The sequence below is a fragment of the Halobaculum sp. MBLA0143 genome, assembly GCF_041361465.1.
Lineage (GTDB): Archaea > Halobacteriota > Halobacteria > Halobacteriales > Haloferacaceae > JAHENP01.
Genome location: NZ_JBGKAC010000002.1, coordinates 516,043 through 534,746 on the forward strand (window position 1 = coordinate 516,043; position 18,704 = coordinate 534,746).

An 18,704-nucleotide genomic window follows, 5' to 3' on the forward strand; every position below is an offset into this window, starting at 1 on the left:
CGAGCCGGTAGCGAACCCGACTCTTCGGTGACGCCCCTTTACGAACCCCAGCCGAGCCTCTGACGGGCGCTCCCTCGTCCTCGCTCGACACACGTTCCAGCTAGAGTAGTGTTGGCTAAAGTGTTTGGACCACGACGCGACCGCCCACACGGCCCACGTCCCAGAAGACGACCGCCGCACCTCGAACCCACCGCCGCGAGAGCTGCCCCCCTCCCAGCGTCACCGGAACCCCTCCTCACCGTCCCGCTAGCCGAGACTCGACGCGGTCTCACGGCGCCGATCCGAACCGACAGCTGGCCCGCGTCAGAAGCCGTAGCGATCGTGAGGGTGAGTACGCTCGGCGAAACCACTCCCGTCGGGGGTCACCGATTCGCTCGTCCTGCGAGGCGGTGACCGAGCACGAACACGGGCGACGCGACCAACGCCGTGCCCGACGGCAACTCATCCCGCATCGACGAACGGGCCACGACCGCCGTGGTCGTGGCTGCCGGTTGGCGTCAGTCGCCTCCATCGACAGGCTGCTCGGTACGGACACCGACTCCGAACGCGGTGAACACTGCGAGGACCCCGGCGACCGCGACGTGGAACGGAACGGAGGAGGTGGTCGTGAGCCCGGCCAGAGATACGAGCACGACGGCGAACGCGCCCCCCGACCGAACTCCGGTGTCGGCGTCGACGCCGCCGAAGGTTCGGCGCCGGATCTCCGGGCGACCACAGACGGCGACGAACGCGCCGCCGATCGATCCGGTTAGAACCGCCTGGATCGGTGGAACCCCGAGCTGGAACGTGGCGCCGACGACCACGACCGTGGTCGCCACCGTCAGGACGTTGTGAGATCGGACCATCCCGATAGCGTGCGACCACGGCTGCGTATAGTCGTTCCGGAGTGTCTCGGGCCTCACGCCGTGGGTTGGTGGGTGGGTGGAGTGGATCGCCGATGTGACCTGCCCGGAAGACGTACTGCTGGATCCGTCGGGACCAGCGTTCCACTTCGCTGCGAGACACCCCTCGCGTTCTTCGCCGGTGAGCCCGTCGTCGGTCACGACGCTGCCAACGGAACCCCTGAACCGACCGCGCTCGGTCGACAGACTCGCGCGCGACCACTCCGCCCGCCGACAGTCTACCCTCCGTCGCCGACGAACCGACACAGCGCTGCCTCGACGACCCCAGCGGGACTGTCGAGCTCGAACTCGGGATTGTCGACGACGGCGTCGACACCGCCGGCAGCGAAGCTGTCTCTCGACAGCGGCAGCCGTTCGTCCACGTCGCCGGGAGCGAGTGCCGTCCCGAGCGCCGTCGCGATCTGGTCGTCGACCGTCGACGCCGTCTCCTCGCTGTCGACGGCCGTGAGCGCCCGCTGGAGCCCGTCGCTGACGGTTGCGTCGAGCCCGACCGCCTCCGCTGGCGTCCCGTCGGCGTCGCCCGCGAGCAACGCCCGGAGGTACGACGCCGCCGCCTCGTCGACGACCGTCTGGACCGACGCGTCGCGCCCGGCGGCGACCCGCGCGGCCAGCCCGGCCGCGACCGGGCCGACGGCGACGTGACGCACACTCTCGTCGTCAGAGTCCGTCGTCTCCGCCGCAGTCGTCGTCTCCGTCTCCTCAGTGGTCTCTGTCGCTTCTGTCGTCCCTCCAGTGGTCTCTGTCACTTCTGTCGTCCCTCCAGTGGTCTCTGTCGTCTCCGACTCCGTCTCGGTGTCCGCCTCCGTCGGTGTCGACTCTGTGGATTCTGCCGTTGCCGTGACGGGGTCGGTCTGTGTCGTCGTGCCCGTAGTGGTGGTCTCCGTCGTCTCCGCCGCCACGCCCGCGGCGCGGTCGTCGTCGTACCGCGCGTGGAGTCGTTCGCTCACGCCGTCCACGTCGATACCCTCGCCCGCGAGGTCGACCGACCGGGTGCGAGCCCGCGGGAGATCGTCGGGCACGGTCCCCTGGTACCCCTCGTCGTCGTCGGTGAACAGGAAGCTCTGTCGGGTCCACGGCGGCATCTGCCAGGTGTGGCCGTCGTACAGCTCGTGGATCTCGTCGCTGTCGCCAGCCCACACCATACTGTCGAGGTAGTTGTACCGTCCGCTGGCGTCGCGTTCGTGGAGGACCACGGTGTGGCGCGGGTCGACGGCGTCGACGACCGTCTCCAGTGCGTCTGCTTCGGGGTGGTTCGCGAGTTCCTCGGAGTAGAGCGTACAGTCGGCGTCCCCGACGGGCGACCGCCCGGAGCCGATCACCTGGTAGACGCAGGCGTTGGGGTTCCCCGACAGCGCGTCGAACAGTTTCCCGCTGGACTGTTCCGTCGGCACGTCCGGGCCGGCGACGGTCACGACACCCGGATCGAGACACGCGCCGGGGCTGTCGAACACCGGTCGACACTCGACCGCCGAGTCGGGCGCGGACGGCGCCGCCGGCGTGCCGCTGGCGGTCGCCTCGCTGCCGCCGTCCGTCGCCGGCCGGCGAGTCCCGCCGTCGTCCGCCGTGCCGTCGTACAGTTGGTCGTACAGCCGCGCCGTGTGGCCGACGACCCGGACGGGCACGCCCAGGTCGAACCCACGGCCGGCCGTGTCGAGGAGTCGCGCGAGGTGCGCGCCGGCCAGCCCGTTGGCGGTGACGAGCGTCGGCGCGCCGGCGACGGCGCGTTCAAGCGTCGTGGCGACCACGTCCGTCAGGGTGTCTTCGACGCCCGTCGCCGTCGCGGTCGTGAGGAACAACACGTCCACCTGCGGGAGCGTGTCGACGGGCAGCCCGGGGGTCCCGCCGGCGTCCCGGAGCGTCCAGTCGCCCGTCACGAGACACATCCGTTCGTCGTCGCCGTCGGCGACGCGGACGAGGAACCCCGCCGCGCCGGGGGCGTGGCCCGCCGGCACCGGCCGGATCTCGATCCCCTCCGAGACCACAGTCCAGTCGTCGATACTCCTGACCGTGCCGCTCGTGGCACCCTCGAGCGCGTCGTCGTCCGTCTCCCCGGCCGAACCCGTCCCCTCACCTGGTGGGTCCGTGGTGTCCGTCGGCCCCTCACCGTCCTCCGTCTGGCGTGCGGCGACGTCTAACACGTCGCCCAACACCGCGGCCGTGTCCGGCCCGGTGTACACCGTCGCCTCGGCGTCGCGGCGCTGGCGCGCGCTCGCCTGGACGGACTGGAGTGACGTGTAGTGATCCGAGTGAGCGTGCGTGAGACAGGTGCCACAGAACTCGTCGTCCTCTTCGAGGAGATCGTCCACGTCGACGCCCGGCCCGGCGTCGAACAACAGACACTGCGTCGGCTCGCCGAGCACGTCGACACGCAACAGGAACGACTCGTTGCGTCGGTCGGCCGTCGCCCTTTGAAACGCGATTCGCATACTGGGTATCTCGGTTGCAGTGAAATAGCCCTTATGACTGTGAGTGGTCTTGTATTAGGAAAAAATGTGAGACGAGTGAGGGGATGGACGAGCGGGAGTATCCTCTGGAGTGCGAGGACGACGAGAGGGATCGGGTTAAGGAAAAAATATATACTGATTTCCTGTGAATGCAGTTGTGCCACCGAACAACGTAGCCGAGTATGTCTAGGACGACGGTAACGATCGCTACGAGAAACGGATCGTGGTGCGGGACGACAGCGGGCTGGAGGTAGAGTTCGTGTCGGTAGATGATCAAAAGCCGGACGAGGAACATCGTGTACTCTCGTGGGACGAGTTCACGACGCTGATGGACTCGATCGAGGACGGGACGCGAGGTATCCAACGGCCATCGTTCGCGCAGAACGTGTTCGTTGGCGGTCGACACGGACCTGCGGCTATCGGCCAGCAGTACGACGTGACACACGCGACGACACTCGGAGCCATCTCATCGGGACCGGACAAGCCAAAGGACTACCTCCACCTCTACTACAGAGTCCCGGAGGAAGACGAATCGGGCGAGGACCCGGGTCCCGAGGCCGGGCGACTGGCGTTCCGACCTGTCGGCTCGTCTAGCGACGGCAGCTTCCCCGATGGAATCGGGAACGTCGCCCCACACTTCTTCAACATCGAGTTCTGCGATCACGAACTCCAGATGATGCTCGTTGAGAACCCCGAACCGAGTCGGTACCCCGCTGACGGGAAAAAGATCGACACCGACCGTGGATTCTCCAAAGATTTCCGCGAGGCGTTGTTCGTCGATCGTGACCGCGAGAGGGTGGTCTCGATGCTGGACTGAGGGTGGAACAGGACCGTGGGGCCGTTCCCCACCTTCGCGACCGCGACCACACACCGGTGGACCACTGCTGACAGAAGCACGTCCAACACCATCTCATGTTTAGACACGTTGATGACAAACCAATTGAAAGATACTAAAAATGTTTCTATCGTGGGTTATTGTTTTCACTGCGTCGTTATGCGTGTGAACGGTATATCAGTAGTGACCACGCTGTCGAGGGTGACGGAGTGTTGTGGGGGTTGTTGCCACACAAGTCATTTAAATACAGTCGGCTAGCTAGCGGTTATGGCAGCTAAGTACCGACACTACAAGGTTGAGGTTAGAGAGGACTCCGACGAGGGTTCTAACTTGGAAGACCCACGGGATGCACTGAACAGGCCGTTCCTGCCAGACAGCGACGGTGAGGATGGTGACGATGTAAGCAGCGACGGTGAGGATAGTGACGATGTAAGCAGCGACGGTGAGGATAGTGACGACGTGAGCAGCGACGATGATATCGCCTTCGGTGATTTTGGCCGAGTGATCACCTACAGCGAGGATGATGATGATGAAGGCGATGACAACGGTGAAGACCGGTATGTCGTTGCTTTCAAGAGCCTGTTCACAGAGGACGAAACTACTTCAGAAGCCTTCTATGGGAAGATCCAACGGAAGGAACCCGTCAGCAAACAGGAGGGCGAAGACGACGGGGAACTCTTCCCATTGGAAGATGCCGTCGAAGAAGATCGAAGTGGGGGGTCTGTTTCTCCGCCAGCCGTACGGGCTGCCAGAATAGGGATCTATTACGGAGACAAATGTCTTCACGTTCTCATTGAGCACCGGCCAGGAATCCCGCAGATTCAGAAGTTGGTGTCGTACCTCGCCCAACGACTGGAAGAGCCTGGAGAGTACAACGTCCGGCAGGAATACAAGGATCGGCAATTCGATAGAAAGAGAGTGACAGAAGTCCTGGACACGTCCCTTGACGAAGCAACCATGAGCTTTGTCCGGAACCCAGGAAACTGTGAAGCTGATGAGTTGGATGTCACTGACTCGTTAGCTGAAGCAACGCCAGGAGACTATCGGGCAACTCTCCAAATTTCGAGTGGGAGGAGCGATATCGAATCGCTCACGGCAAGAAGTGCGCTCTCTCACGTACTCGGTGTTGACTCCGATAAAATGGCGGATGTCCTCACTACTGAGGCTGTTCGAGGTGACTTCGAGAGTCTCAAGATTGCCGGTGAGGAGGGAGGTGAGATAAACTTCACCGACAACGTGGACTCAGAGCGAATCGACGACCTCGGTGACGGTTACCTCAACGACGACCTCGGTGACAAGCTGATCAAGAAAATCAAAGAACGGATGAATGTGGACGGCCCCGACGACTCGGACGCGGATAGCTCCGAGGCAACGGAATCCGACGACAGCGAGGACGATAGTGACGGCGAGGGTGACGACACCGAGACCGCGAGCGACGAGAAGGCTGAGGCGTCGGAGGCAGACACAACCGACTCCGACACGGCGACCGACGGGCACCCGACGGACGGCGCGGACGCAACAGAAGCCGACGAGGACGCGGACATGGCGGACAACGAGAGCGACGACACGGACGACGACAACGCCACTTCCGAGGACGGCGACAGCGACGCAGAGAGTACCACCGACGCGCCGGAGGCAGCAGACGACGCGACAGAGCCAGATCAAGACGAGACGGCAAACGACACAACGCCCGACGACGACAGCGACACGGACGTGACGGAATCGGGTGGCTCAGAGAGGGAAGCAGAGTCCGATGCTTCCGCAGATGTAGTTCGGGATGGTGAAGCCGAGGTGAGCGACGATTCAAACGCGATGGCGACAGACACCCAAACTGACGCGACCAGCGGCGACGGCGAGCACGACGCCAACACAGGAGACGACCCGAACTAACACCCGCGGACTGCCTGCCACGGCGGACAGTCGCGGACGATTTCTGCCTCCCACTGCACTGCGATTACCACACCTCCACTGCCCCCACCCAACACCCACCCCCTTCACAGCCAACGCCACCCGCCACGTCCACCCGAACCTCCTTCACCCCTGTCCGACTCACATGGTCCGCAAATATAGCTACAAATTGAACCCCCACAAGCCTTAACACGCTGCCTCTCTTCAGTCCGAAATACGACGCTGCGGTGCGAGCCGAAAAACGGCAGGGTGTCACACCACCCTACCACCGCAGTGTCGTGGCGGCCCACGACAATGAGTACATCCACCTCTTCGCCACAAAAACGTGGCGGCACGCCGGACGTAACCACACTCACGAACGACTACACGGCCTACGCGGACAGCCTCGCGGACGCGCCGCTCCCGACGTACCGCGCCGACGCCCTCGCGGCGCGGATTCACACGGTCCGGGACCGGCTCGACGCGGACGGCGCGGTGCCGGGAGCGGCGCTCCAACGGCTCCTCGCCGTCCTCGCGGAGGCGGTCGGCGACGTGACGGCCGCCGAGATCGACCGCGACGCCGAGGACGGGCGGACGCTGGCCGACGCCGTTCCCGGCGCGGACGGCGACGCGGCGTACCGACTCACACCCGCGGAGCGCGACGCGCTCACGGAGACGCTGGTCGAGCTGTTGTTCACCGTGGTCGAGACGCCGACCGTCGGTAGGGCGGCGGACGACGACGCGGGCGTGACGGACGACGCTGCGGACGCGGCGGACGCGACCGAAACACGGCCGTGAACTGACTGTGACGCGGCGGGAGACGGGCGCGACAGCGTGACCACAGGTGAACCTTCCCGCGTCACACCCGCCGCACACGGCCACAGGATTCAGTTTCTCACCGCCACACAGACGACCGAGAGCCGTGTCACAGACCGACGCCGCCGTCCTCCACGAAGAGACTCAGCCGATGCGACAGCCGTGGCTGTGGGGATTCCTCGTGATCTCGGGGTTCGTCACGACGGTCACGGTCGGTGCGGTCGTCGCGGCCGACAGCGACAGCCTGCGCGAGGCAGCCGTCTGGATCGCCGGGCTGGTCCTCCTGACCGTCGTCGTTCCGTTCGCGGGGCTGTGGATCACCAGACTGGAGCTGACGGTGCGGACGGACGGCGTCTACTACCGTTTCTTCCCGCTGGAACTCTCGGAGCGCCGAATCCGCCCGAGCGACATCGAGCGATTCGAGGTCGCAGAGCCGACGGCGACGATGGGCCGGGGCGTCCGCAGCGGCGACGAAGGCATCGAGTACGTCGTCGCAGGCTCCGACGGAATTCGATTCTACCGACACGGCGACGATCCGGTGTACGTCGGGAGCCAGGAGATCGAGGCGTTCCGGCGAGCCGTCGAACGGCTGTAGCGCGTCACCACCGCTGCCGCCGTCGGGCCACGAGCACCGACCCCACGACTGCCGCGAGCACCGCACCGACGGCGACGGCCGTGCCGAACCCGGACGCGGCCGTCTCGGTCGAGGGCGACACGGCCGCCCGACCGTCCGAGGACGCCGTCGCGGTGTCGGTCGGCGTCGTCGCGCCGGTCGCCACGGCTGGCGTCGGACTCGGTGAAGGCGTCGGGGACGTCGGCGTCGACTCGCGCAGTCGCTCGGGGAGGACGACGCGGTCGTCGGTCGGCGCCGGCGGCGCTCGCTCTGGCACGTCGAGACGCGAGGTCGTAGAGGCGAGCCAGTCGGCGACGGCGCTGCCGGCGACCCGGACGGGCGGGTCCGTCGCCGGGCCGTCGAACTCGCCGTCACCGTCGCCGTCTTCGTGGGCGACGACGAGGTACCACCGCGGCGACTCGTCGACGCCGACGTGGAACTCGTCGTCGGTGGCGGTGGTGTCGACGACGCGGTACGTCTCGTTGGTGGGGTCGAACTCGTAGAGAACGAGCAGGTCGGCGGTCGAATCCCGCACCCGGATCTCCGACCCCGGCCGGAGCGGTGCCGTCGGCACGTCCAACTCCCAGCCGACTCGGGGCGGGTCGCCGAGGTCGACCCGCACGCGGTCACCGGCGACGCGCCCGACGAAGACGTTCGGCGTCGACGCGCCGGTGAGGTTCACCCGGGCGACGAAGCGGCCGTCCGGTCCGACAGTCGCCGTCGCGGTCCGGTCCAGCCCACTGTCGATCCGCGAGGACAGCGAGACGTTCACTCGGCTCCCGGGCACCAGCGGCGTCGACCCGGCGAGCGTCGCGTCCGCGGTCGGACCCGTCGGCGTGTGCTCGATCTCGACGGTCGGCGACGCGACGTGGAACGAGGCGTTCGCGCCGTCGAGAGCGCCCGCCAGTCGCGGGCTGTCGGCGTCCACGTCGACCGTCTGTCCGCCGTTCTCGAAGCCTCCGAGTCGGTCGGTGTCGATCAGGAGCGTCACCCGGCCACGGTCGTACTCCGTCACCGCCCGGATCCCGCCGGCGTCGGCGGTCCTGGCGAGACCGATCCCGCCGCAGGGGCCGTAGATCTCGACGCTCGCGGGCTTCGACGGGCGATCGAACAGGTGCCGAACACGCGCGGTCGCCGTCTCGCCCGGCTGTGCCGCGACGGCACCGAGCAGCCCCGGCGCGTCGATCCGGACGACGAGCGTCTCCCTCTCGACGACCGCGGAGCCGTAGCCGTCGTCCGCCAGCGGGACGAGCCCGTCGCCGGCCGCGAGCGACGCCGCCGTCGCGTCGTCGAACACCGTCGGCCGGCCGCGCCGGAGGGTGACGGTCGCCGGCTCCGCCGGCTGTACGGTTACCGTCCGGGTCGCCACCACGTCGTCGTCGTTCGCGACGGTCACCACGTACTCCCCGGGGGCGAGCGTCGGGGACGTGTTCGCCGGCGGCGTGCCGGCGGTCACACTCCGGTTCACGAGTTTGTCGGCCGCGTCGACGGCGAACGTCTCCGGCCGAGCGGCAGTCGCCCGCTCGCCGTCCGCCCGTTCGCCGGTCGTCGGCGCTCGACCGCCGGCGACGAGCGTGTTCACGAGGAGTGTCGTCGCGCCGTCGCCGTCGTCGCGGACCCGCAGCCGGGCGAGGTAGCCGTCGTCCGTTCCGGAGCCGTTCGCCTGTGCCGCCACAGTGACCGTCGCGTTCTCGCCGGCCGGGAGCGCCAGCGGAACGACCGCGAGATCACCCACCGTGACGGTCGTGTCGCGGGTCTCGTTCACCACGGCGGGGGTGAGTGTCGTCGGGGATGGATCGGCGACGGTGGCGGCGTCGCTCTCTACCGGACAGCCCGCGGCGCTGGCTTCTGGCGCGACGGGCGACGCGGCCGTGCCGCCGGCGACGGCCGCGAGGACGAGCAGCACTCACAGCGTCACCACACGAGCGGCGGGGAGAGACGGGGACACGCACCCTGCGTCGACACCGCAGCCTGTCAGTCTTGTGTTGCCGTGCCGCTCCGCCGTCGCACTCGCTCACTCTCCCTCGTCGTCGAGGCGTCTCGGTCACCACCGAGCCACCCCCCAATCACGCCACTCCACAGCATTCAAAACGCCACCTCCGCAAGCCCGACCGATATGATGCCCGCTACGGCCGTCGAGGCGGTGGTGCCGTTGTACACCGTTCCGTTCGTCGGGGTCGAACTCGGGAGACCGGCGTTCACGGCACTGGGAGTGACGGCGATTCTGTTTCTGATCATGTGCTCGGGGTTCTTCTCGTCGTCGGAGATCGCCCTGTTCTCACTGCCGGCCCACCAGGTCGACGCGATGGTCGAGCAGGGGAAGCGGGGCGCGGCGCTCGTGCAGTCGTTGAAGGACGACCCGCACCGGTTGCTCGTGACGATTCTCGTCGGCAACAACCTGGTCAACATCACGATGTCGTCCATCTCGACGACCGTCGTCGGCTTCTACTTCGACGCGGGCGCGGCGGTGTTGGTCTCCTCGCTGGGGATCACGTCGCTCGTGCTCCTGTTCGGCGAGAGCGCGCCGAAGTCGTACGCCGTCGAGAACACGGACTCGTGGGCACGCACGGTCGCGCCGGCACTGAAGCTCGTCGGCAAGCTGCTGTGGCCGCTCGTCACGGTGTTCTACTACCTCACGAAGATCGTCAACAAGGTGACGGGCGGCAGCTCCGCCATCGAGTCGTCGTACGTCACGCGCGAGGAGATCCGGAACATGATCAAGACGGGCGAGCGCGAGGACATCCTCGACGAGGAGGAACGGGAGATGCTGGACCGGACGCTGGCGTTCAACGACCGGACGGTCAAGGAGGTGATGACACCCCGGCTGGACGTGGTCGCGGTGTCGACGGACACGAGCGTGGAGGCGGCCATCGACAAGTGTCTCGACGCCGGCCACGCCCGCCTCCCGGCCGTCGACGACTCGCTGGACAACGTCGTCGGCGTGTTCGACGTTCGGGACCTGTCGGCCGCGGACCGTGACTCCGACCGGACGGTCGGCGACGTGGCCGGCGAGGCGCTGCACGTCCCGGAGTCGAAAGACGTCGCGGAACTGCTGTCGGAGATGCGGGAGCGTCGCCTCCAGATGGCGATCGTCGTCGACGAGTTCGGCGCGACGGAGGGGATCGCCACCCTGGAGGACGTCTCCGAGGAGATCCTGGGAGAGATCTTAGACGACGACGAGGAACGACCGATCGAGTGGATCGACGACGACACCGTGGTCGTGGACGGCTCCGTCACCGTCGACGCCGTCAACCAGGAGCTCGACATCGTCCTGCCGGAAGGCGAGGAGTTCGAGACGATCGCGGGGTTCGTGTTCAACCGCGCCGGGCGTCTGGTCGAGCAGGGGGAGTCGTTCGAGTACGAGAACGTCACCTTGCGCGCCGAGCGGGTGGAAGACACCCGGATCAAGAAGGCGCGCGTGACAGTCGATCGCGGGGACGACGACCCGGTGACGACCGAGATAGACGAGGACACCACGGACCTCGAGACGGCCGAAGACGAGGAGTGAGGTCGACGAGACGTAGGAACCGTTGGACTCTGTCCGTGATCGGACTGACCGTGATCCCAGCGTAGAGTAGCAGTTCACATTAGATACGTCTCGACAACAACTCGTAATAATGAGTCTCACTATACAAACACTGGATCGAGAACTGGCAATCTTTTCCGGTAGTAAAATCTTCGATCCGTTTCACTGTCTGTGGGGTAACACGGTTATTATCTCTACGAGTTACCTGCTGTCGTTGTGCAGTCCGAAGGTAACGCCGAGTTCAGAGAAGAGAGCGGAGTACTGATCGTCGATCTCACCGAGTGGGACGGGACAGTCGAGGACAGTTCGAACCTCAGCGCGGACGAAGAACAGTTCCTCTCGCTGGCACAGACGAACGACTACAGAGGAGTCGTCACGGACGTCAGTGGAGTGTCGCTGTCGGCGGAGACGCAGTCGTACATCGAGAGCTCGTGGGCAGAGTTGATCTCCGCGACCGACATCGCTCGGTTCGCGTACCTCTCGGACGGGATCAAAGCGATGGCAGTCACTGCCAAGCTGGACGCTCCCGCGGAAGTCGACAACTTCAGCTCGATCGAAACGGCATCGAGTGGGCTAGCAACGCCTGAGTACACGAGTTAGCCCTCCGCCGGGCACTACAGCAGTCACCTAGAGTCGTCTGTGGTCGGCTGCTCGTGCACGTCGACGGCCAGCGACGGATTCAGTCACCAGCAGCCGACTGTCCTCGGGGCGACAGTCGCACCGTTCACCCGAGAGTACACACCACCGCCGCCACCGAGTTCACCGACTCCGTCACGACCACCCAGCCGAGTGTGGAGCCGGCGGGAGTACAGTCGAGCCCGCCGAGGCCGTTCGCTCCCCTCTCGTCGGTCGCGTCGATCACCGGCGTCCGACCGCGCGGAGGCCCGGGGTGGTCCGGACCCACCCCTCGCGTCGGTGTGAACGGGGTGCACGGCGGTGGACATCCCCCGAGGAGTGGAAGTATTATCCGTCCGACAGCCGTAGCCGGCGGGTGAGATGTACGACGAGATCCTCGTTCCGTACGACGGCAGCGACGGTGCGGCGGAGGTCCTCCACTACGCGGCGTCGGTAGGGCTGTGGGCCGACGCACAGCTCCGGATCCTCTACGTCGCCGACACCACCCGTGACAGCGTCACAGTCGTCGAGGGACAGACGGTCGACGCGCTCGTCCGACAGGGCGAAGACGTGCTCGACGAGGCGGCGGCGACGCTCGACAGCCTCGGCGTGGACTACGAGACGGACGTGGTCCAGGGCAACCCCGCGCCCACCATCGTCGACTACGCCGACCGCTACGGGATGGATCTCGTCGTGATGCCGACGCACGGCCGCGAGGGGGTGTCGCGGTACCTCGCCGGCAGCGTGACGGAGAAGGTGGTCCGGCTCGCCTCCGTCCCCGTGGTGAGCGTCCGGATGGCCGACGACGAGTCGCTCCAGTTCCCGTACGATCGGGTGCTCGTCCCGACGGACGGCAGCGACGACGCCGAGCGAGCCGCCGACCACGTCCTGGCGCTCGCCGCGGCGATGGACGCGACCGTCCACGTCCTGTCCGTCGTCGACGACGCCGGTCTCGCGCCGGACCTCCGCGAGGGTGACGCCGGCGCCGAGAACGAACGGGCCGCCGAGGCGGCCGTCGACAGCGTCGTCGACGCCGCCGCCGACCACGGTGTCGACACCGTCCGCCACGTCGCACACGGTGACCCCGTCGAGACGATCGTCGAGCACGTCGAGTCGGAGGCGGTCGACGCAGTGGGGATGGGGACGACCGGCCGCACCGGCACTGACCGCATCCTGCTCGGCAGCGTCGCCGAGCAGACCGTCCGGTCGGCGCCCGTGCCGGTCGTGACCGTCGCAGAGGACTGAGGGCCTGTCAGCCTCTGGACGTGCGGGGTGACGGGTGTGCGCCTGTGGCATATTAGGATGATTAAAATTAAAAAATTTCTAAAGTGCTGTAGAAGCATGAATCGCCACAAATCTCCTGAGGTTTTTACCTTTTCCAGTGAACACGCTGGAGCGTGAACACTGGACTGTTGACGGCACTCGTAGGGGGGGTCGTAGGAGGGCTCGTGACACAGTCGCTTGCCCACGTTCTCGGAGCACGGCGATCGAGGCGAGACAGAAGACGAAAGTGGTGCCGGGAGGTACAGGCTCTTGCGAAGCGTGTCGAATCGAGAGCGAAAGCGCTCGACGCAACGGAGCCGGTCAGCCAAGATATCCGGTCAAAATCACCCGACGAAGCCGAGAGTGAAGCCATCGGTCGGATACTGTCAGATATCGAGGAGCTTCGCCAGAAGCGGTACTCAACGCCCGTCTCGCTGGACGACACTGAGGTAGAGCAAGCACTGGAGAGACTCACTAGACCTTACCCGAGAGAGGCGAAGATGGATGCCCCGAAAAGAACCTCAGAGTTTAAAAATGAACTTGCAGAAGAGGCGAAAAGGACCACCGACAAAGTTGAAGAAGTGTACCCAGAACCGCTCTTACAGCGACTGTCGAAAGCTTAGCGTTGAATGATCAGTTCGAGGCACCCGCGTGGCGTCGCCTGACTCCTTCTGGTGTCTCGACCTCTACGTCGTGTGACCCACCGTTCGTCAGCTCAGACGCAACTGCATCGAAGTCGTATCCCCCACGTTCACCTGTGCGAATCAGTATCAGGTCTCCTGACGACTTCGACCAGTAGTGCCCATCGACGAGGCTAGTACAGTGGGTGTCGGAGGCTGCGAACCTCTCGAAGTTGTTCTTCGCCCAGAACCGGTTCGCTGACGGTGTCTCACACGACCCTGTTATCCCGTCGAGTCTGCTGTGGAGAGTCGATACGTTTCCGAGCGTCGTATTGAGGTAGACGATGTATTTCTTCAATCCCCGTTCTCTCACGTAGTTACGTGCCTCCTCGATATCTGTCTCGAACGATTCAGGGATGTTCATTCCGATCCCGTCACCGATTGACTCTCTCGTTAGGACAGACTGACAGAATTCGGTTTCGGGATCGTCGTGGTTTTCCTCGTAGACGAGATCTTTTGCACAGTCGCGGAGAAACTCGAGCATTCCCTGGAGAGCGAATATCCTCTCGTCCAGTTCGTCTTCGACGTTTTCGCTGATCTCGAGCCGTGCCCTCCACTCGTTGTGGAGAGTGTCGATGGAAACTTTGGCTGAATTGTACGCTTCGGAGTACACTCGACAGTAGTCTACTGCTACCGGAAAGTCGATATACACACCGTGTTCGTCAGTCTCCATCACTGAGTCGTACGCTTGCGTCGAACATCTGGCTCCCCATTCCATCTTCCATCACCACCGACTGGCGTTCGCTGACTGTCGGTGTGAGCCTGTCGTCAGTGAGGTCGGTCTCCCAGTTCGTCTTCTCCGTCTCCGAATCTGACTTGAGTTGGCTACGGATCCCTCGCCCTTTGTTTCGGTAACGCTCGGCGTCGGGACCTTCGACCTCTTCGATAGAGATTGACATCGCGGTAATCGGCCAGAAGGTTTGATGATAGTAGTCTCTCGCCCGTTCGAGGTGGTCGGTGGCCGAAGTGAGCGGGCCGCCAGAACACTCAATAGAGATCAATAGATCCGCCAGCGTGTCGACGAACCAGTTGAGCCGCTCGGCTGCGTACGCTGGGAGGTAGTCGATAGCTCCGGTGGCGTACTCGATGTCGAGTGCCGCCTCTTGTATCTGCTCTCGCCACTCGAGAACTCGGGAACGGATCTCTTCTTCAGCCGCCTCAGCCGCCTCTTGTAGGACCCTGATGATCTCGGTGCTGGCCAAGTACACCTGCTCTACCCCATCTGGGGCGAACCCCCGGTAGTTCGTCCGGAGGAACTCGTACGTGTCCATCTGGAATAGTTCCGCGAGATTGAACTCCAAGAGTGCATTGACCAGGTCACCGACCTGTAGATCCTGTTTCTGCCTGCTATGCACGTACTCCCCGAGGTTGTTGATCGGGCCAACCTCGAGTTTGCCTGCTCTCAGTTCTTCGTACGGCTCATACTGCCCGTATTTGTACCAGGTTCGTACCGCAGATAAATCGTACTTGTCGATCACCGCGTACGCGAGCTTGTTGACGCGGATGTTGTCCGCATAGAAGCCAGTGACGCCGGTGTACTCCTCGGGGATATCGAGAGAAACACCGGCCTTGTAAAGCGCATGCTCTAACGCCTTCTTCGTGGATGCGACCGCAGCGTTAGCTTCTCGATCGATATAGTACGGCGATTTCATGTCTGGGAGTCCGCTTCTCTCAACTGCACTGTCCGACCCTACAGGTATAAGCATTTCTATGGCTGTAGAGCACGTAATATTCTACTGAAACGAACTGCTGTAGCTGAGCACCCCACGGTGAACGACACAACTATTTTATTTTTCTTGCTATCAGATGTGTTCATGTGTTGCCGCGCTTCGACCAGTAGACAGGGAAGTCGCTGTGGTCGCACTCGCCAGCCGAGAGACGAGTGGGACAGTCTATAGCTTCCTCCTCTCTCCGGAGTGTACCTGTTACTGCGTTCTGTGATGGGACTCGAAACGTTCGTATGGCCGACAGTCGCGGTCCCGCCCGTGTCGACACTCACCACGGTCGCCGGCGTCGGGATCGCGGCGCTCGGCTACCAGACGACCTCGGAGATCGACGCTCGACTCGGCCCGGTCGGCGAGATGGACGACTGGCTCCGGAGTGACGTTCGGAAGTGGGTCGCGGGGCTCGCGCTCGTCGCGTTCGTGCTCGGAGTCGAGGGGCGTTCGCTCGCCTCCGTCGGCGTCCGCCCACCCGTCGCCTTCCCGGTCGTGAGCGAGTTCGTCCCGACGTTCGGACTCGGGGGTGTCACCGGCGACGCCGTCACCGCCCTCGCGTGGTCTGCGACGGGGTTCGTCGGTCTGTTCGTCGTGACGACTGCCGTCTACAACGTCTACGAGCGACTCGACCTGAACACGCCGGAGGGGTTCGTCTCCGAGCAGGCCAGTCGTGGCGTCGCGGGCTACACGGTTACGGCACTGTCTGCTGGCGTGGTAGAGTCACTCGCGTACCAGGGGTACGTCGTCCCACGCGTCGCCGGACTCTCGGGGAGCGTCACGTTCGCGGCCGTCGTCTCCTGGCTGGCGTTCACGCTCGTCCACGGGATCGGCGACACGTTCGACGCCGAGCAGACGTTCTACATCGGAGTTCCCGCGGCCGTTCTCACGGCGCTGTTCGTCGCCTGCGACAGCGTGATCGTCGTCTGTCTGGTCCACTTCGCGGTGAATCTAGTGAGTTTCCTGTCGGAGTGAGAAGGGGGGGTGACACCCAGTCGTGGCCCACCCACAGAGACGCCCCGCCAACGTTCAAGTGCCGGAGCGTGCCACCGTCGCCGTGACAGTCCGTCGTTCGCTCGTCGCCGCGCTGGGTGCGCTCCGGGCCACGCCGTCGTTGTTCGCCGTCGGGTTCCTGGTCGCCGCCGGGCAGTTCGCGCTCGTCGTCGCACAGCAGTACGTCCCGTCCGGGGCCGTGTCGCCGTACTCTACGGCGACCTCGGTCGTCGTGTTCCTGTCCCTGCCGGTGATGTTCTCCGGCGGCGTGGCGTTGTCCGCGGCGGCGCTGGACGGTGACGGCAACCTCGGGACGTTCCTGCGCGGCGTCCGCGAGCACGTCCTCCGGGTGTTCGTTGGCTGCCTCGGGCTCGGGGTCCTGGCGGCCCTCCTGGGCGTCGGCGGTGGCTTCGGGTTCGTCGTCGTCGGAGCGCTGGTCGCACTGACGGTCGGGGGCGTCGCCGGCGGGTCGGCGGCCTTCGTCACCGTCGTGGTGGCGTGGGTGGTGTGGTACTTCCTGTTGGCGCTCCCGTTGGTCGCACTCCACTTCTTCGCACACGCCGTCGTTCTGGACGGGTCGAGCCTCGGTGACGCCTTCCGGCGCAGCGTCGCGGTCGTTCGCGGAAATCTCGGCACTGCGACGGGGTACGCCTTCGTCCTGTTGTGTCTGGGGGTCGTCGGGCTGTTCACCGTCGTCGCCGGGTCGTTGGACGGCACCGTCCCGCCGGCGGCCGATGTGGCCGAACGGGCGGAGTCGGTCGCGGTGTTCACGCCGACACAGGCGTACGTGATCCAGGCCGTCGGCTACCTCTTCGTGGTCCTCGCCAGCACCGCTCTCTGGCCGTTCTCCGTCGCGGTGTACCGGGATATGCGCGACCGTGTCGTCGAGAGCGATGACGACGCGAGTGGCGCCAACGGCACCGACAACACCAGCGATATCAGCGACGCCGACAACACCGGCGACATCGGCGACGCCGACAACACCGGCGATATCAGCGACGCCGACAACACCGGCGACATCGGCGACACCGACAGCAACAACGACACCGACAGCAACAACGACAGCGGTGACGGGGGCGACACTCCCGCCGTGTGACTACCACCCGCACGCTCACTGTCTCGCGCCACGGGTAGTGAGACGCCCCGCCAACGTTCAAGTACCAGAACGAGCCACGGCCGCTGTGACACTCAGTCGTTCGCTCGTGGCCGCAGTCGGCGCCGTCAGGAAGTCCCCCGCGTTGCTCGCCGTCGCGGCCGTCTTCACGGTGGTCCAGATCGGAGTCGTCGCCGCACAGGGGCTCGTCCCCGCGAGTGCCCTCCCGTTGTACTCCACGGCGACTTCGCTCGTCAGCTTCGTCACGACGCCGTTGTTGCTCGCCGGCATCGTTCCGCTGTCGGCGGCGGCGCTGGACGGTGACGGCGGCTTCGGAACGTTCCTGGCGGGCGTCCGCGAGCACGTCCTCCGGGTGTTCGTCGGGTTCCTCGGCCTCGGCGCCGTCGGGGCCGTCGTCGGTGTCGTCGGAGTTGTCGTGTTCGTGATCCTCTCGTTCGTCGTCGGCGTCGGGGTGCTCGCGGTCGCGGACGGCCTGACGGCGGGTCTCGCCCTCTTGGCCTTCGCGCTCCTGTTCGTCACACTGCTGACCGTCCCGCTCGTGGCCGTCCACTTCTTCGCGCACGCCATCACGCTGGACGGCCTGGGAGTCGGCGACGCCTTCGGCCGCAGCGTCGCGGTGGTTCGCGGGAGTCTACTCACGACACTCGGCTACACCGTGGTCCTGATGGCGTTCGGCACCGTCGGGTTTCTCGTCGGAATCGTCGGGTCGTTGGACGGCACGCCCGGCACGTTCACGTCGACACCGGGGGGAGCCGACGCCGCCGCCGCCCAGCTAGACTGGTACCCGTTGCTCTCCACGACGGAGGCGGTGGCGCTCCAGGCCGTCGGCGCCGTCTTCCTCGCCGTCGTCACGGCCGTGTTCTGGCCGTTCTCCGTCGCGGTGTACCGCGAGCTGCGCGACCGGGTCGTCGAGGACGGTGGCGACGCGAGTGACACGGGCGACACGCGGGACGCTCGGCCGCTGTAGGCCTCGGGAAGTAGCGACTCGTGACTGGCGGCTGGAAAGTCTCCTGTCGTTGTTGACGATGGTCGCCGAGCTGTGGACCGGTTCCCAGCGGTTGTTCGAGACGCTGTATCCCGGTGTGCTGTACGTCGGACCGTTGAACGATGTCCCGCTCTTCGACTTCGCGGGTGTCACCGCGGCGGCGGACGGAATCGTCCCACTGGCGTTCGCCGTTGCCGGACTCGTCGGCCTCGCGGCCGCGATCCGACACTGCCGGGTGTACGGTGGTTACCCTCGGGTAGCTGACCGTCAGGTGGTACTCTCAGGGAAGCCCGCCGTCAGGCCCGTCTCCGAGTAG

Annotated in this window: 18 protein-coding genes; 12 read left to right on the top strand and 6 right to left on the bottom strand. The window is 65.3% G+C overall.

Going from position 1 to position 18,704, the window contains the following annotated elements; all coding sequences use genetic code 11:
- Positions 1–497 precede the first annotated feature (497 nt).
- Both RYH79_RS17770 and RYH79_RS17775 read right to left on the bottom strand, forming a co-directional pair.
- On the bottom strand, positions 498–845 hold the full coding sequence (locus RYH79_RS17770) for a hypothetical protein (RefSeq protein WP_370901742.1): 348 nt from the start codon (positions 843–845) through the stop codon (positions 498–500).
- 275 nt (positions 846–1,120) lie between these two features.
- A complete protein-coding gene (locus tag RYH79_RS17775; RefSeq protein ID WP_370901743.1) occupies positions 1,121–3,328 on the bottom strand; it encodes a hypothetical protein in 2,208 nt (735 codons plus the stop codon).
- A 241-nt stretch (positions 3,329–3,569) separates the two neighbouring features.
- Here RYH79_RS17775 and RYH79_RS17780 point away from each other — a divergent pair, with 241 nt between their 5' ends.
- The 4 genes from RYH79_RS17780 (at position 3,570) to RYH79_RS17795 (ending at position 7,479) form a co-directional block, all read left to right on the top strand.
- Positions 3,570–4,163 carry a hypothetical protein gene (locus RYH79_RS17780; RefSeq protein ID WP_370901744.1) on the top strand — a complete coding sequence of 198 codons (594 nt, stop codon included), beginning with the start codon at positions 3,570–3,572 and terminating at the stop codon, positions 4,161–4,163.
- Between the two features lie 285 nt (positions 4,164–4,448).
- Positions 4,449–6,071, top strand: coding sequence for a hypothetical protein (locus RYH79_RS17785; protein WP_370901745.1), 1,623 nt, complete (start codon positions 4,449–4,451; stop codon positions 6,069–6,071).
- 312 nt (positions 6,072–6,383) lie between these two features.
- Positions 6,384–6,866, top strand: a complete 483-nt coding sequence (locus RYH79_RS17790; protein WP_370901746.1) for a hypothetical protein — start codon at positions 6,384–6,386, stop codon at positions 6,864–6,866.
- Positions 6,867–6,990: 124 nt separating this feature from the next.
- Positions 6,991–7,479 (top strand): hypothetical protein, encoded by a 489-nt coding sequence (locus RYH79_RS17795; protein WP_370901747.1) that lies wholly within the window; start codon positions 6,991–6,993, stop codon positions 7,477–7,479.
- 4 nt (positions 7,480–7,483) lie between these two features.
- On the opposite strand, the gene RYH79_RS17800 is transcribed toward RYH79_RS17795, so the two are convergent.
- Positions 7,484–9,403, bottom strand: a complete 1,920-nt coding sequence (locus tag RYH79_RS17800) for a hypothetical protein (protein ID WP_370901748.1) — start codon at positions 9,401–9,403, stop codon at positions 7,484–7,486.
- Positions 9,404–9,613: 210 nt separating this feature from the next.
- Here RYH79_RS17800 and RYH79_RS17805 point away from each other — a divergent pair, with 210 nt between their 5' ends.
- Positions 9,614–11,005 carry a hemolysin family protein gene (locus RYH79_RS17805; RefSeq protein WP_370901749.1) on the top strand — a complete coding sequence of 464 codons (1,392 nt, stop codon included), beginning with the start codon at positions 9,614–9,616 and terminating at the stop codon, positions 11,003–11,005.
- Between the two features lie 234 nt (positions 11,006–11,239).
- Entirely contained in the window at positions 11,240–11,623 is a 384-nt protein-coding gene (locus RYH79_RS17810) for a hypothetical protein (protein ID WP_370901750.1), read from the top strand.
- 124 nt (positions 11,624–11,747) lie between these two features.
- On the opposite strand, the gene RYH79_RS17815 is transcribed toward RYH79_RS17810, so the two are convergent.
- Positions 11,748–11,885, bottom strand: a complete 138-nt coding sequence (locus RYH79_RS17815) for a hypothetical protein (RefSeq protein ID WP_370901751.1) — start codon at positions 11,883–11,885, stop codon at positions 11,748–11,750.
- A gap of 134 nt (positions 11,886–12,019) precedes the next feature.
- Here RYH79_RS17815 and RYH79_RS17820 point away from each other — a divergent pair, with 134 nt between their 5' ends.
- Together RYH79_RS17820 and RYH79_RS17825 are read left to right on the top strand one after the other, a co-directional pair.
- Positions 12,020–12,883, top strand: a complete 864-nt coding sequence (locus RYH79_RS17820) for a universal stress protein (RefSeq protein WP_370901752.1) — start codon at positions 12,020–12,022, stop codon at positions 12,881–12,883.
- Between the two features lie 152 nt (positions 12,884–13,035).
- Positions 13,036–13,524, top strand: a complete 489-nt coding sequence (locus RYH79_RS17825; protein ID WP_370901753.1) for a hypothetical protein — start codon at positions 13,036–13,038, stop codon at positions 13,522–13,524.
- A gap of 10 nt (positions 13,525–13,534) precedes the next feature.
- Here the strand turns inward: RYH79_RS17825 and RYH79_RS17830 are convergent, their stop codons facing one another.
- Both RYH79_RS17830 and RYH79_RS17835 read right to left on the bottom strand, forming a co-directional pair.
- On the bottom strand, positions 13,535–14,254 hold the full coding sequence (locus RYH79_RS17830) for a hypothetical protein (protein ID WP_370901754.1): 720 nt from the start codon (positions 14,252–14,254) through the stop codon (positions 13,535–13,537).
- Complete coding sequence (locus RYH79_RS17835; RefSeq protein WP_370901755.1) at positions 14,244–15,233, bottom strand: DUF8098 family protein; 990 nt, start codon at positions 15,231–15,233, stop codon at positions 14,244–14,246. Before RYH79_RS17835 ends, RYH79_RS17830 begins: the two co-directional genes overlap by 11 nt.
- A 333-nt stretch (positions 15,234–15,566) precedes the next feature.
- Here RYH79_RS17835 and RYH79_RS17840 point away from each other — a divergent pair, with 333 nt between their 5' ends.
- The 4 genes from RYH79_RS17840 to RYH79_RS17855 all read left to right on the top strand — a co-directional run bounded on the left by RYH79_RS17840 (position 15,567) and on the right by RYH79_RS17855 (position 18,704).
- Positions 15,567–16,271 carry a CPBP family glutamic-type intramembrane protease gene (locus tag RYH79_RS17840; RefSeq protein WP_370901756.1) on the top strand — a complete coding sequence of 235 codons (705 nt, stop codon included), beginning with the start codon at positions 15,567–15,569 and terminating at the stop codon, positions 16,269–16,271.
- A gap of 82 nt (positions 16,272–16,353) precedes the next feature.
- Complete coding sequence (locus tag RYH79_RS17845) at positions 16,354–17,385, top strand: DUF7847 domain-containing protein (RefSeq protein WP_370901757.1); 1,032 nt, start codon at positions 16,354–16,356, stop codon at positions 17,383–17,385.
- Positions 17,386–17,470: 85 nt separating this feature from the next.
- Positions 17,471–18,370, top strand: coding sequence for a DUF7847 domain-containing protein (locus tag RYH79_RS17850; protein WP_370901758.1), 900 nt, complete (start codon positions 17,471–17,473; stop codon positions 18,368–18,370).
- 58 nt (positions 18,371–18,428) lie between these two features.
- A complete protein-coding gene (locus tag RYH79_RS17855) occupies positions 18,429–18,704 on the top strand; it encodes a hypothetical protein (protein WP_370901759.1) in 276 nt (91 codons plus the stop codon).

Coding starts and splice junctions, on each gene's coding strand:
- RYH79_RS17835 (WP_370901755.1), bottom strand. CDS start 15,233: ATGAAATCGCCGTACTATATCGATCGAGAAGCTAACGCTGCGGTCGCA.
- RYH79_RS17775 (WP_370901743.1), bottom strand. CDS start 3,328: ATGCGAATCGCGTTTCAAAGGGCGACGGCCGACCGACGCAACGAGTCG.
- RYH79_RS17820 (WP_370901752.1), top strand. CDS start 12,020: ATGTACGACGAGATCCTCGTTCCGTACGACGGCAGCGACGGTGCGGCG.
- RYH79_RS17785 (WP_370901745.1), top strand. CDS start 4,449: ATGGCAGCTAAGTACCGACACTACAAGGTTGAGGTTAGAGAGGACTCC.
- RYH79_RS17830 (WP_370901754.1), bottom strand. CDS start 14,254: ATGGAGACTGACGAACACGGTGTGTATATCGACTTTCCGGTAGCAGTA.
- RYH79_RS17790 (WP_370901746.1), top strand. CDS start 6,384: ATGAGTACATCCACCTCTTCGCCACAAAAACGTGGCGGCACGCCGGAC.
- RYH79_RS17855 (WP_370901759.1), top strand. CDS start 18,429: ATGGTCGCCGAGCTGTGGACCGGTTCCCAGCGGTTGTTCGAGACGCTG.
- RYH79_RS17770 (WP_370901742.1), bottom strand. CDS start 845: ATGGTCCGATCTCACAACGTCCTGACGGTGGCGACCACGGTCGTGGTC.
- RYH79_RS17805 (WP_370901749.1), top strand. CDS start 9,614: ATGATGCCCGCTACGGCCGTCGAGGCGGTGGTGCCGTTGTACACCGTT.